At 41.7% G+C, this 13853-nt stretch carries 14 protein-coding genes; 6 read left to right on the forward strand and 8 right to left on the reverse strand.

Annotated elements, in window-relative coordinates; all coding sequences use genetic code 11:
- Positions 1 to 162: 162 nt before the first annotated feature.
- Positions 163 to 1587 carry a sodium-dependent transporter gene (locus tag CWC17_RS08770; RefSeq protein WP_138612631.1) on the forward strand — a complete coding sequence of 475 codons (1425 nt, stop codon included), beginning with the start codon at positions 163 to 165 and terminating at the stop codon, positions 1585 to 1587.
- Positions 1588 to 1655: 68 nt separating this feature from the next.
- Here CWC17_RS08770 and CWC17_RS08775 read toward each other — a convergent pair whose 3' ends face one another.
- Positions 1656 to 2297 carry a CPBP family intramembrane glutamic endopeptidase gene (locus CWC17_RS08775; protein WP_138612632.1) on the reverse strand — a complete coding sequence of 214 codons (642 nt, stop codon included), beginning with the start codon at positions 2295 to 2297 and terminating at the stop codon, positions 1656 to 1658.
- Between the two features lie 67 nt (positions 2298 to 2364).
- On the reverse strand, positions 2365 to 2940 hold the full coding sequence (locus CWC17_RS08780; protein ID WP_004586799.1) for an inner membrane-spanning protein YciB: 576 nt from the start codon (positions 2938 to 2940) through the stop codon (positions 2365 to 2367).
- A gap of 172 nt (positions 2941 to 3112) precedes the next feature.
- Between CWC17_RS08780 and CWC17_RS08785 the strand changes: the two genes are divergently transcribed.
- Together CWC17_RS08785 and CWC17_RS08790 are read left to right on the forward strand one after the other, a co-directional pair.
- On the forward strand, positions 3113 to 3382 hold the full coding sequence (locus CWC17_RS08785; protein ID WP_004586798.1) for an HU family DNA-binding protein: 270 nt from the start codon (positions 3113 to 3115) through the stop codon (positions 3380 to 3382).
- A gap of 400 nt (positions 3383 to 3782) precedes the next feature.
- Positions 3783 to 4361 (forward strand): type 1 glutamine amidotransferase domain-containing protein, encoded by a 579-nt coding sequence (locus CWC17_RS08790; RefSeq protein ID WP_004586797.1) that lies wholly within the window; start codon positions 3783 to 3785, stop codon positions 4359 to 4361.
- Between the two features lie 63 nt (positions 4362 to 4424).
- On the opposite strand, the gene trpA is transcribed toward CWC17_RS08790, so the two are convergent.
- The 6 genes from trpA to CWC17_RS08820 are packed head-to-tail and all read right to left on the reverse strand — an operon-like array spanning position 4425 to position 11013.
- Positions 4425 to 5246 carry a tryptophan synthase subunit alpha gene (trpA, locus tag CWC17_RS08795; protein ID WP_004586796.1) on the reverse strand — a complete coding sequence of 274 codons (822 nt, stop codon included), beginning with the start codon at positions 5244 to 5246 and terminating at the stop codon, positions 4425 to 4427.
- Positions 5243 to 6427: a tryptophan synthase subunit beta gene (trpB, locus tag CWC17_RS08800; RefSeq protein ID WP_138612633.1), complete on the reverse strand. Its 1185-nt coding sequence runs from the start codon at positions 6425 to 6427 to the stop codon at positions 5243 to 5245. Before trpB ends, trpA begins: the two co-directional genes overlap by 4 nt.
- A gap of 7 nt (positions 6428 to 6434) precedes the next feature.
- The gene (gene trpCF / locus CWC17_RS08805; protein WP_138612634.1) at positions 6435 to 7799 is read right to left on the reverse strand and encodes a bifunctional indole-3-glycerol-phosphate synthase TrpC/phosphoribosylanthranilate isomerase TrpF; all 1365 of its coding nucleotides are present in this window, start codon (positions 7797 to 7799) and stop codon (positions 6435 to 6437) included.
- Complete coding sequence (trpD, locus tag CWC17_RS08810) at positions 7792 to 8829, reverse strand: anthranilate phosphoribosyltransferase (protein ID WP_138612635.1); 1038 nt, start codon at positions 8827 to 8829, stop codon at positions 7792 to 7794. The genes trpCF and trpD overlap by 8 nt, the downstream gene beginning before the upstream one ends.
- Before the next feature lie 11 nt (positions 8830 to 8840).
- Positions 8841 to 9443 (reverse strand): aminodeoxychorismate/anthranilate synthase component II, encoded by a 603-nt coding sequence (locus tag CWC17_RS08815; RefSeq protein ID WP_138612636.1) that lies wholly within the window; start codon positions 9441 to 9443, stop codon positions 8841 to 8843.
- A 1-nt stretch (position 9444) separates the two neighbouring features.
- Positions 9445 to 11013, reverse strand: coding sequence for an anthranilate synthase component 1 (locus tag CWC17_RS08820; protein WP_138541252.1), 1569 nt, complete (start codon positions 11011 to 11013; stop codon positions 9445 to 9447).
- 448 nt (positions 11014 to 11461) lie between these two features.
- Between CWC17_RS08820 and rnm the strand changes: the two genes are divergently transcribed.
- Genes rnm through CWC17_RS08835 form a run of 3 tightly spaced genes read left to right on the forward strand, consistent with a single transcriptional unit; the run spans position 11462 to position 13781 of the window.
- A complete protein-coding gene (gene rnm / locus CWC17_RS08825) occupies positions 11462 to 12316 on the forward strand; it encodes an RNase RNM (protein WP_138612637.1) in 855 nt (284 codons plus the stop codon).
- The gene (locus tag CWC17_RS08830) at positions 12313 to 12933 is read left to right on the forward strand and encodes an L-threonylcarbamoyladenylate synthase (RefSeq protein ID WP_004586789.1); all 621 of its coding nucleotides are present in this window, start codon (positions 12313 to 12315) and stop codon (positions 12931 to 12933) included. The genes rnm and CWC17_RS08830 overlap by 4 nt, the downstream gene beginning before the upstream one ends.
- 5 nt (positions 12934 to 12938) lie before the next feature.
- A complete protein-coding gene (locus CWC17_RS08835) occupies positions 12939 to 13781 on the forward strand; it encodes a segregation and condensation protein A (protein ID WP_138541250.1) in 843 nt (280 codons plus the stop codon).
- The last annotated feature ends 72 nt before the right edge of the window (positions 13782 to 13853 follow it).

Raw genomic sequence — 13853 nt, forward strand, 5'->3', positions numbered from 1 at the left:
TTTAATAACTCAAATACTAGCACAACGTTGATAGTTGGTGAACAAATTACCGTTAAAGCTAGGTTTACAGTTATTAATTATTTTTAGTGTGTAATTGCTTGAAAAGCGCGGCACAACACTGGTAGAGTCGCTTGAATAACTTAAAAATAACAAGGTTAATACATGAGCAATAATAGAGAGCATTTTAGCTCCCGTCTTGGCTTTATACTGGCTGCAGCAGGTTCGGCAGTGGGTATTGGCAACTTAGTAGGTTTTCCTGTGTCGGCAACTAAAAATGGTGGTGGTGCATTTTTACTTGTATACGCTTTGTTTGTTGCTTTTATTTGTTTACCAGTAATGATGGCTGAAATGGCCATGGGTCGTAACGCGCAAAAAGATCCACTTGGTTCGTACAAAGCGCTGGCAAATAACGACAAAAAATGGAAGTTTGCAGGCTTTTTGGCTGTATTAACGCCGTTTATGATTGCCGTATTTTACATGGTTATTACCGTGTGGATTTTTGGTTACTTAAGCCAAACCGCCATGGGTAATTTAGATGCATTGGCAGATCCGAGCCATTTTGGCAGCTTTATAAATAGCTACACTGTTTTTGGCTACATGGCAGTGGTCGTTATTATTGTTAACCTTATTTTATTGGGTGGGGTTAAACAAGGCATAGAAAAAGCCGCTAAGTTTTTAATGCCGGCTTTATTTGTTATGTTGCTCGCCCTTGTAGCGTATGTATTAACGCTTGATAACGCCATGGCTGGTGTTAAATATTATGTTATTCCTGATTTTTCTAAAATGAGCGCCAGTGTGCTTAATGGTGCACTAAGCCAAGCGTTTTTCTCACTATCGCTAGGTATGGGCATTTTAATGACGTACGCCTCTTACATATCTAAAAAAGATGACATTGTTGGCAGTGCAAAAATGGTGGCTATTACCGACTCATTAGTGGCATTTGTTGCCGGTTTAATGGTTTTACCGGCAATATTTAGTTTTGATCCTAATACCGACCCTGCCGCTCTTTCTGACTCGTCTGTATCGATGATATTTGTATACTTACCTAAAATTTTATTAGCACTACAAAATGATATTGGTTACTTTGGCGCGTCTGCAGTGGCGTTTTCGTTCTTTTTATTAGTGTTTTTTGCAGCGATTACTTCGCTTGTATCAATTGTAGAAGTACCTACAGCGACCCTTAGCGACCGCAAAGGGGTCAGCCGTAAAAAAGCCTTAGGTATTTTAACGCTAGCCACCGGTGTGTTAACTATATTATGTACTATGTCGTTTGGTATGGTTGATAGCCTAACGTCGTTTACTAGTTACGGCAGCGGTAATAAAAGCTTTTTTGATATTGTGTATGATGTATTTTACGACACTATATTGCCACTGAATGGTTTAATGGTGTGTTTATTTGTTATGTACCGCTGGAAAAAAGCGCGCCTAACAGATGAGCTAAGCCAAGGCTCACCAAATTACGCCGGTAGCTTTATGGAGAAATACGTTAACTTTTCGCTTTCTACGTTTATTCCGGTTATTTTATTAGCCATATTTATTAATACAGTAGCGACTAAGTTTTTTGCCTTTAAGTTATTTGGTTTTTAGGCTAAAAAAGTTTTCAAAAGCCGCGTATTAACGCGGCTTTTTTGTGTTTAAAATAGCGGCTTAGCTTGTTAGCTGATAGCTCCTGAGTCTAATGAAGTGCCAATCCCCAGTGTAAACATCCACAATCCCCATAAGCTATGCTCAATTACACACACTATGGTTGAGCGGCTTTGCGCGTAAGTAAACGAAAATAATAACCCGCCTAAAAATGCTAAGCCTACAGCCACCCAATTGGCATACATAATATGGGCAAGGGCAAACACCGTTGCGCTTACCACTATACGCACTCTTTTTTTGGGCATAATGCGTTTATAGCGATGAAAAAAGTAGGTCCTGAAAATTAGCTCTTGTGGTAATACCGACAGCAGCGGGTATAGAAGCAGTAAAAGTAACCAGTTATAAAATGAGTGCAGCGGCATGCTAAACCAGTTTTCTTGATGAATAATGCCGTAAAACACCCCTGAAAAAAGCGCTCCTAAAAAAAAGAAACTAAATAAACGTCGCTTTACCGCAGAAAATTGCCCCAGGCTTGTGAGTCTAAATCGCTTAAAGTGAGGGTCGTTCAGTAATAACATGCAGCACACACTCATTAAAACAATCAGTGCGGGTATTAGCCAGTTAGCTAGGTAACTACGAAGGGTAAAGCCTATTAAAGGCAATAAAACAAATATTAGGGTAAATTCAAACCAGCGGTATTGATTGGCGTTCAAGGTCGTCTCTGATTGATTTTTTTTACACGCTATCAAGCAAAGACGACATTTTTATGACGAAGGTGTTTTACTTTGCGGGTTCTTCTTCATCAGGGAAGTATTTATACAAAGCAAAAATAGTGATCAAAATACTCACAAAGGTAATGGCCATTAAGCCAAACACTTTAAAGTTAACCCAAAAATCGAGTGAGAAATTATACGCAATGTAAATATTCAGCACTGCAATACCTGCGGTAATGGCAACCCACATTAAGTTAAGCTTATTCCACACCGGCTCAGGTACTTCAATCGCCTGTTTAGAGTCGTTGGCGTTTTCAAGGATTGAGCTAAGGGCTTTTTTAACAAGATTTTTATTCAGTACGTAACGGCTAATTAATAAGGTAAGGCTTAAGCCGGCATAAATTAACGTGGCTTTCCATTTTATATACTGCTCATCGTGGAGTACTAAGGTTAATGTGCCAAACACCGCTGCAATAGCAAAAAATAGCCATTGGCGGGCAGGTACATGGCCGTGCTTAAAGTAGCTATACGCAACTTGAATAAGCGTAGTGACCATTAAAAGGCCTGTTGCCCAGTAAATATCAACTAATTTAAATACCGCAAAAAATAATATTAGCGGGATGTATTCAATCAATGCGTGCATATACTACCTAAATTATACAAAAAGAAGTCAGGGAAGTTTTTACCACATAATACTAGGCAACTACAAGGTTGACTTGTTGCCCTGTAAGCCTTAGCCTGCGTGGCTTTAATTATCCATCATCATATTCCCACGCTTAACCAACACTGATTAAGTGTGCATTTAGGAGCCTACAATGAACAAAGCACAACTTGTTGCCCAAATAGCAAAACGCAGTGAACTAACAAAAAAAGACACACAAGCAGCCCTTACTAGCTTACAAAAAGTAATTACTAAATCGTTATCTGAAGGCGACCAAGTGCAAATTAATGGATTTGGTACATTCGCTTTAAGCTACTACCCAGCGCGCACTGGGCGTAACCCGCAAACAGGCGAAAGCATTGAAATAGAAGGCGCTAACAAACCCGTATTTAAACCTGCCAAAGCATTAAAAGATCTCCTTTAAATAGCAACCTGTATTGACCGGTACCAGTGATCAGTACCAGCGACTAGTTCCTTCAACTAATTGCAGCGAATAGCCCAGTTACCTTTTTAGGTTTAGTTAGCGCTATTAATCACAAAGTTATAGTTCGGCGCCCCCCTCTAATAGGGGGCGTCTAGAAAATAAATACCCAGTTTTTAGTTAATGCCTAACTACTTCATCTTATAAGCAAAGCTTGTGTGCTGGTTTTTAATACGCACTTTAAATTAAGCTATGTAGATTGTTCAAACCCTCTAAATGATTTACATAGCTTTGATAGCTTTAATTTATATTCATCTTTATTTTCAATAGGTTAAATTTGGCATCGGTTATGCTTTTAATAGGGAGATTGAAACATTTTATTAAACGCAATAAGGAGATCTATATGTCTACATTACAAACAAGCACTCGTTTACAAGGCAAAAAAATTGCTATTTTAGCCACCGATGGCTTTGAGCAAAGTGAGCTATTATCTCCACGTGATGCTTTACTCAATGCCGGCGCCGATATCGATATTGTGTCGGTAAAAGAGGGTGAAATTACCGGCTGGGATGAAGATAAATGGGGCGACAAAGTAAGCGTAGATAAACTTGTTACAAATGCCAGTGCCAGCGATTACGATGCGCTTATGCTGCCAGGTGGTTTATTTAACCCAGATACGTTACGCCAAGATAAGCACGCAAAAGCGTTTATAGATGGTTTTTTTGGCGCTGAGAAAAACAAACCCGTTGCAGCTATTTGCCATGCTCCTTGGTTACTTGCCGAAATTAATAAACTACGCGACCGTACTGTTACATCATTCCCGAGCATTAAAAGTGATTTAATCAATGCTGGTGCAAACTGGGTTGATGAAGAGGTGAGTGTAGACCAAGGTTTAGTAACAAGCCGCAGTCCTGCAGATTTAGAAGCATTTAATGCAAAATTTATTGAAGAAATTTTAGAAGGTAAGCATCAAGCTCACTAAGTGTAGAGCTTAATAAAAAAGGGCATTTAAAATGCCCTTTTTTAATGCGTAAATTTTAAGCTTTTACAGTGCGGTGGCCGCTTTCATATCAGCTACAAACGCTTTTAACTGCGTTGTCATCGCGTCTAAATCATTAAGGTTTGCTTCAATAATTTTAACAACGGCTGAGCCTGAAATAGCACCAGCTGCACCGGCATTTAGGGCGGCTTTTACATCATCGGGAGTAGAAATACCAAAGCCTAATAAAGCAGGGGCTGCATGGTATTCTTTTAATTTAGTTACTATGTTACCCGCTGGCATTTGCGCTTTAGTATCAGTGCCGGTAACACCCGCACGCGATAATAAATACGTGTAGCCACGGCCGTAAGATGCACATTGGCGCAGAGTATCGTCATCGGCATTGGGTGTGGCAATAAATATTGGGTCTACACCGTTTGCCATGGCTGCTTTTCTAAACATTTTAGACTCATGCAGTGGTACATCAGCAACTAAAATAGAGTCTACGCCCGCCGCTTTAGCATCTTTATAAAATGTTTCTAAACCGCGTTTAAACACAAGGTTTGAATACAATAATAAGCCAATTGGAATATCTGCATTGTAATCGCGTATTTCTTTAATAATATCAAAGCAATCTTGCGTGTTAATGTTTACATCGAGCGCACGAATATTCGCAGCTTGAATAACGGGGCCATCGGCTATTGGGTCCGAAAACGGAATACCTAGCTCCAGTGCATCCGCGCCGCCATCAATTAAGCTTTTTATAATGGCAATACTTTGCTCTTTACCTGGGTCGCCAATGGTCACAAATGGCACAAATGCACCTTGTTTTTGCTCATTAAGTGCAGCAAAAGTTTTACCGTAACGATCTGTATTTAACTGGCTCATAGTTGACCTCCTTGTGATAAAACACTGTGTACGTGGGTTAAATCTTTATCGCCACGGCCACTTAAGTTAACCACTAAAATGCTTTCTTCTGTTTGCTCTTCGGCGTATTTAAGCGCATAAGCAAGGGCATGGCTTGATTCAAGAGCTGGAATAATGCCTTCGTTTTTAGCAAGTGCTTGGAACGCATCAAGGGCTTCTGTATCGGTAATACCGACATATTGAGCACGACCCGTTTCGTGTAAAAACGCATGCTGTGGGCCAACTGCTGGGTAATCAAGACCGGCAGATACTGAGTATGACTCTTCTATTTGACCATCATTATTTTGCATAATGTACGTATAGGTGCCGTGTAATATACCTTTAGTGCCTTTACAAATTGTAGCGCCGTGCTCGTGGGTATCTAACCCTTTACCTGCAGGCTCCACACCGATGAGTTTGACACTTGGCTCGTCAATAAAGTCAGTAAACATACCAATAGCGTTAGAGCCACCGCCAACACATGCAAGTACGGCATCTGGTAAGCGTCCTTCTGCTTTTAGTACTTGTTGTTTAGCTTCTTCACCAATCACTTTTTGATACTCTCGTACAATTGTTGGGAATGGGTGAGGGCCCGCTGCGGTACCAAGTAAGTAATGAGCGTCTTGGTAGTTTGCAGACCAGTCGCGTAGTGCTTCGTTTACTGCATCTTTTAATGTGCCAGAGCCGGCTGTTACCGAGATAACCTCTGCGCCCATTAGTTTCATTCTAAATACGTTAGGCTGTTGGCGCTCAACATCTTTAGCACCCATATAAATGCGGCATTTTAAGCCAAGTAATGCACAGGCAAGCGCTGTTGCCACGCCGTGTTGGCCGGCACCCGTTTCGGCAATAACCTCTTTTTTGCCCATGCGTTTAGTCAGCAACGCTTGACCAAGTACTTGGTTGGTTTTGTGTGCGCCGCCGTGCAGTAAATCTTCACGTTTAAGGTAAAGCTTTACTTTAGGGTTTTTAATTAAATTACGCGTTAATGTGAGCGGCGTAGGGCGACCGGCATACTCGTTTAATAGCTTTGTAAACTCAGCCTGAAACTCAGGGTCTTTTTGTGCTTTGTTAAATTCGTTTTCTAACTGCTTAAGCGCAGGGACAAGTAGCTCAGGTACAAACATACCGCCAAACTCGCCAAAATAAGCTGGATTTTGCATTATAACCTCAATAATTTCTGATGCTTGTAAAAGCATTTTGTAATTTGATAGGGCACTTTTTACCCGCAGATTCTTCAACGCCTGAATTTAGATCAAGGCCCAGGGCACCTTGAGAAAGTGCGTTTTTTATATTGTCTGGATTTAAGCCACCCGCTAGCATAAAGGGGGTTGTTGCATCTTGCAGTACCGCCCAATCAAATGCTTTACCTGTCCCACCGGCTTGTGTATCGCTGTGTGTATCGTATAGATGGCGGTCTACGCCTTTTACGGGGGTTGGCAATGTATCTTTAATTGCCTGTGCTTTCCAAATTTCACACCCTTTAGGTAACTGTGTACGCAGTGCTGCAATGTAATCGTCACTTTCTTGACCGTGTAATTGTACTGCGGCCAGTTTTAGTTCATGCGCGTATTGTACCACTTGCTGCGGGCTTGCATTAACAAACACGCCCACAAATTTAAGTGGTGCACTTTGGCTTAATTCAATCGCACAATCTAAATCAACATAACGAGGCGATTTAGGGTAAAAAATGAGTCCACCGTAGAGCGCGCCATTGTTATAAGCTGCTTGTACGTCTTGTGCTCGGGTTAAACCGCACACTTTGTTATCACCTAAAATCACTTTTTTGCAGGCTTGTTCTAAATCGGCCTCAGCCATTAAAGAACTGCCAATTAAAAAGCCATCGCATAACGGCGCTAAACGTTTAACATCTTGGTGGGTATAAATGCCTGATTCTGAAATAACCACTTTATCTGCAGGGATGAGTTTACGTAATTTTTCGGTGGTGGCTAAATCCGTGCTTAAATCACGAAGGTTGCGGTTATTAATACCAATAATTTGTGCATCAAGTGCCAGGGCGCGGTGCACTTCTTCTTCGTTACTGACCTCGGTTAATACCGACATCTTAAGCGAGTCGGCGACTGCATGTAGTGCTTTATATTGCTCATCATCAAGCACTGAGAGCATTAATAAAATAGCATCGCCGCCATAAATACGTGCCATGTAAACTTGGTATTCGTCTATAAAAAAGTCTTTACAAATAAGAGGTTGCTCTACTTGGCTACGTACAAACTCTAAATAATCAAAGCTACCTTGAAAGTATTTAGCATCAGTCAGTACGCTCATGCAGGTGGCGTATTTTTTATAAACAGAGGTGATCTCTGTTAAATCAAACGGCTCTCTTATTAGCCCCTTTGAAGGCGATGCCTTTTTACATTCTAAAATAAATTGTGTTCCCGGCTTTGCCAGCGCTTCATAAAAGCTGCGACTAGTTGGCACTGCTAGGTGTTTAAAGCTCTCTAGAGGGCGCGTGGCTTTGCGCTCTATTAGCTCTTGTTTTTTATCAGCAACAATTTTGTCTAATACATTAGCCATGACTTACCTCAATAATTGCATTTAATGTGTTCATGGCTTTGCCTGAACTGAGTAATGTGTGTACCTGTTGTGCGCCTTCTTTTAATGACTGTACTTTACCGCTTAGGTATAAAAGTGCAGCCACATTGACTACGATTGCAGCATTGTGCGCATCACTGCCTTTACCTTGTAAAATAGCAAGGCTTGCATTTGCGTTGTATTGTGGGCCTTCACCGGCTAGTTGTTCAAGTGAATAGTTTGCAAGGTCAAAGTCGCTTGGGTTTAATGTGTACTGGGTTATTTCGCCATTGTTTAGCTCAACTACATTGGTTGGGCCGTGCAGGGCTATTTCGTCAGTGCCAGAACCATGCACTATCATTGCGCGCTGAGTGCCTAATGTTTTAAGTGTTTGTGCCATTGGCATACATAAAGACTCATCGTAAACACCCAGTAATTGCACGTGTGGTGCAGCTGGGTTAGCAAGTGGGCCCAAAATATTAAAAATAGTCCGTGTTTTCAGTGCAGTGCGTACGCCCATCGCATGGCGTACACCACTGTGATAATGCGGGGCAAACAAAAAAGTAAAATGTGTTTGCTCAAGGCAGTGTGCTGCCTGTGCTGGGCTCATATCAATATTAATACCCAATCCTTTTAATAAATCAGCAGAGCCCGAGTTACTCGATACGCTACGATTACCATGTTTTACCATATTAATACCCGCGGCAGCGGCAACAATAGCCGCGGTAGTACTAATATTAATTGTGTTTGAGCCATCGCCCCCGGTGCCACAGCTATCGGCAAGTTGCGTACTTGAGGTTTTAAACGCCACTGCGTTTTGGCGCATTGACGCAGCTGCACCGGCAATTTCATCGCTTACTTCGCCTTTCATTTTAAGGCTAATTAACAATGCAGTGAGCTCTATTTCGCTCATGTTACCTTGCATTATTTGGTTAAATAATGCGTTTGACTGGGCATAGTTTAACGACTTGCCTTGAATAAGTTGCTCAATAGCGTATTGAACATTTATGGTCTCTTGTGTTTGTGTACTCATAATGTCCTCTATTAGTTGGTGCGCGTTAAGTACGCAACGCTTTGTTGAAGTAGCATTGCACCATTTGGCGTCAGTATTGACTCAGGATGAAATTGATAACCTAATGCTTTATCGTCGTGGTGATATATGGCCATAGGAATATCGTCAAATTGTGCAATTACCTTTATATTTTCAGGTACTTTGGTTGCCATTAATGAATGGTATCGCGCTACAGGCATGGTATTGCCCATTCCTTCAAACACCGGATGCGGGTTTAAATTAATGATTGATGACTTACCATGTACGGTTTCGCCCGCGTGGCCGATTACTCCACCGTAACTTTGTGTAAGTGCCTGTTGCCCTAGGCAAATGCCCAGCATAGGGAAGTGGCCTTTAGCCAGTTCGATTAATTCCATTAAGCAACCTGCGTCACTGGGTGCACCAGGTCCTGGCGAAAGCACTAATAATACTTGGCCTTTCTCTTGGCGCATTTTATTAAAAATAACCTCTGCGCTTATATTATTTCTGTATACCACAAGCTCACAGCCCAGCATGGACAGTTCATCAACCAGGTTGTAGCTAAACGAATCAAAGTTATCTAAAAAGTATATTTTCATTGGGTTTGCTGTACTCATTTTATACCGCCTTATAAGTTGATTTTATGGCGGTGATCACCGCTTGGGCTTTAGCGCGGGTTTCGTTCGCTTCGGCTTGCGGATCAGAGTCGTACACAACGCCAGCACCTGCTTGTACATAGGCGGTATTATTTTTTACAAACGCTGAGCGAATAACAATGCAGCTATCCATTGCACCATCGCCGGTTAAATAACCTACTGCGCCACCGTAGCTGCCACGGCGTTTGCCTTCGGTTTGGCGTACAAGTTCGGCAGCGCGCACCTTAGGAGCGCCTACCAGCGTGCCCATGTTCATACATGCTTGGTAAGCGTGCAATGCATCAAGTTCTGGCTTTAATGTGCCCACAACGCGAGAAACCAAGTGCATGACTTGTGAATAGCGGTCTACTTTTAATAGCTCTTTTGCATGGCGCGTGCCGGCTACACTTATGCGTGCCACATCGTTACGGGCTAAATCAACCAACATTAAATGTTCAGCACGCTCTTTTTGATCGTTTCTTAGTTCAAGTTCAATACGGCTGTCTAAATCTGGGTTGATTGCCCCATTGGCAAATTTTCCGCGTGGACGAGTACCGGCAATAGGGTAAACTTCAACTTGTTTGCTATTTACTTCGTACTTAAGCGCCGACTCAGGAGAGGCACCAAATAAAGCAAATTCTTCATCGCGCATATAAAACATATAAGGGCTTGGATTTTGCTTTTTAAGCTGGCTATATGCGTGCAACGAATCAGGGCAGGGCAGTGAAAATGTACGCGAAGGCACAACCTGAAAAATGTCACCATCAACTATGTTCTTTTTAAGCTTAACTACTTGTTCGCAGTAAGTTTCATCGCTTATATCAACATTTACATCGCAGGTACCTGTTTGCATAGGGGCGCTAAATTCTTCAGCTTTGTCGCATAAGGCATTTAACCGTTCAAGTTCTTTACCTACCTCAAAACAATTAGCGTGTACGTCTGGGCCATTAAATACATTACCAATAAGCTCAGTAGTTTGCTTTTGATGATCGATAACCACTAAGGTTTCGGCTAAGTAAAAAACGTAGTCTGGACAAGTGTTTTCGCCATCGGGTACGTCGCTTAGCTGCTCAAAATTAGCCACCATATCGTAGGCAAATACGCCTCCTAAAAATACCGAAAACGGGTTTTCGGTGGTGCTTTTGATACTGTTTATACAGGTGCGTAACGCGCTAAATGCATTGTCGGCAACCAGTTTACTTGCCTCGTCAATGTTGTTTGAGCAGCCTTTGTAAACAAGGGTTAGGCTGGTGTCGGTTAAGGTTGCATCGCAGCTTTGTACATTGTCTCTTAAATACGGCAGTAACTGTTTTCCGTTATTAGATTGAGCACTTAGCGTCACGGTTTTACCTTGGCATACAATGCGCAGTGCACAGTCAACTAAAATTAAGCTTTTAACACTGTCTTTAGAATCAATTTCGGCTGATTCAAGCAGTAGCGAGTTAGGCTTATCAAGTGCAGCATAAAGTGCAAGTGGGCTACTAATGTAGTCGCGTACTTGCGTTATGCTAGTAACTTCGCCTGGTGTGGTAGTTATATGACTAAAAATCAAACCTCATTCCCTCAAAAAATAAAACCCCGCAATGCCTTGGCAGTGCGGGGTTTGAATAACGATATCTAAATTACAAACAGATCATTACCGTCCCGCTATATCAGGCGCCACCACCAACGATGTGTAAGAGTAAGACCGTTATTCATGTTTTTTTGCCTCAAAATAAAAAATTAAATACGTAAAATTTAGTTATAAAAAAACCCGCATAATGCGGGTTTTGAATTTTTGCTAGACACGACAATTCATCACCCAAAAATTATGAGTGCCACCACCAAATAGTGTGTTGAATTGAATTGATCATTATTTTTAATTCTTAATGTGTCTTAAAGTGGCTACAGTAAAACGTATTTAGCGCTTTTGTGTCAAGTGTTTATTTAAAACAATTTAGTCAAAAAAGTTGTTATACTTATATAAACATTCATTCCCCTTAAATTTAAGCAGTTTCCTTTTGATAAAATACGATTTACACAGCCATACAACACATTCAGACGGGCAGTTAACGGTTGAGCAATTATTAAACCGTGCCGTAGAAAAAAACATTGATGTGTTTGCGATAACCGATCACGACACTGTGGCTGCTATTGCGCCGGCAAAAGCGTATATCGAAACCCAAAACCTACCGGTTAAGCTTATATCTGGCGTAGAAATTTCTACCAAGTGGGAAAGCTTTGAAATACATATTGTCGGGCTAAATATTGATATAAATAACAATGCCCTTACATCGTTACTATTGGCGCAGCAGCAAAAGCGGGATGAGCGCGCGATTGAAATTGGTAAAAGGCTGGCAAAAAACGGCTTTGATGGCATTTATGAACAAGCCAAAGTGCTGGCAGAAAACGCCCAAATTACTCGAGCTCATTTTGCGCGAGCATTAATAGAGCGAGGGGTGGCTAAAAATTTTCCTGGAGTATTTAAAAAGTACTTAGGGCGCAGTAAAACAGGTTACGTACCTAGTGCTTGGTGTGATATGCAAACAGCCATTAGTGCCATACATGCTGCAGGTGGAGTGGCCGTACTTGCACACCCAGGGCGTTATCAAATGTCTAATAAATGGTTACGCAAGTTACTTGTGCAATACAAAAGTGACGGGGGTGATGCGATGGAAGTTGCGCAGCCGCAACAAGCGCCCACTGAACGCCAATTTTTAGGGCAACTGAGCCAAGAGTACGGTTTACTGTGCTCGCAAGGTTCTGACTTTCATTTTCCAACTAGTTATTTAGAGCTAGGTAAAAACTTATACTTACCCAAAGACTGCCAAGGGGTTTGGCAAGTGTGGGAAGGGCAAGAAGGAGCATTATCATGAGTCAATTAATTCATATTCACCCAGCAAACCCACAGCCACGATTGATCAGCCAAGCGGTTGATATTATAAAACAGGGCGGGGTTGTTGTTTACCCAACAGATTCGGGCTATGCCATAGGGTGTAACCTCGGTAATAAGCAAGCAAAAGAGCGTATAGAGCGTATCCGTGGTATAGAAAAACACCATAACTTTACGCTGGTATGCCGTGATTTGTCTGAGCTTGCAACGTATGCCCGTGTAGATAACCAAATGTTTAGGCTTATTAAAAATAATACGCCAGGGCCATACACTTTTATTTTTAAAGGCACAAAAGAGGTGCCAAAGCGTTTATTAAACGATAAGAAAAAAACCATTGGTATGCGCGTTATAGAACACCCTATTGCATGTGCATTACTTGCAGAGCTTGGGGAGCCGTTAATGTCGTGCTCGTTAATTTTACCTGGAGAAGAGTTTACAGAATCAGATCCAGATGAAATTTTAACGCGTTTAGATAAACACGTCGATTTAATTATTGACGGCGGACACCTTGCAGAGCAAGCAACCACGGTTATTGATCTATCAGAAGATGATATTCATATTTTGCGTGTAGGCTGTGGCGACACCAGTCCGTTTGAGTAACCTGTGTGAGTGATACAACACCGAGCGTTGATAATACTCAAAGCGAGCCAGTGCAGCAAAAGCTGCCACTGGCTTTTTTGCATGGCAAAGCCGTTGTAGATAAACCCGAAGATTTATACATTCCGCCCGATGCACTTGAAATTATTTTGGAAACCTTTGAAGGCCCGCTTGATTTACTGTTGTATCTGATAAAAAAGCATAAGTTAGATGTACTCGAACTCTCTATTTTTAGTATTACTGAGCAATATGTCAGTTATGTAGAAATGATGAGTGAGTTTCAGTTAGAGCTTGCCGGTGAGTACTTAGTAATGGCCGCGTTATTGGCGCAAATAAAATCGCGTCTGTTATTGCCTGTACACGAGGAGCTCGAAGAAGAGGAAGACCCCCGCGCAGAACTAATTAAGCGTTTAAAAGAATACGAGCAGTTTAAAAAAGCAGCCGAAAATATAGATGCCATTCCCCGCGTAGGCCGTGATATTTTTGTAGCTAATGCAACTATGCCAGTTATTGAAAATACCGCTCAAAATCTGCCAGAGCTTGAATTAAAAGATTTAATGTTAGCACTGAGCGACGTGATGGGGCGCGCCAAAACATTTGAGCATCACCAAGTAACAGCCGAAGTACTCTCTACACGGGAGCGGATGAGCCAAATTTTAGCCCAGCTGAGTAACGCTAAAAAAGCACTGCCGTTTAGCGATTTATTCACTCTTAGTGAAGGCCGAAGCGGTGTAGTGGTGAGCTTTATTGCTATGCTTGAGCTTATAAAAGAAGGTTTAATAAGCTGTTTGCAGGTCTCACCTGATAGCCTAATTTATATAAACCTCACCGATACACCCAACAGCCTTTAATTTACGTGGCGTAACTAAACGCATTACGTTTGAATTAGGTAAAGTAGCTAAGGGCAAGGTCTATGGGGCGGC

This window comes from Pseudoalteromonas sp. S3785 (assembly GCF_005887365.1).
Lineage (GTDB): Bacteria > Pseudomonadota > Gammaproteobacteria > Enterobacterales > Alteromonadaceae > Pseudoalteromonas.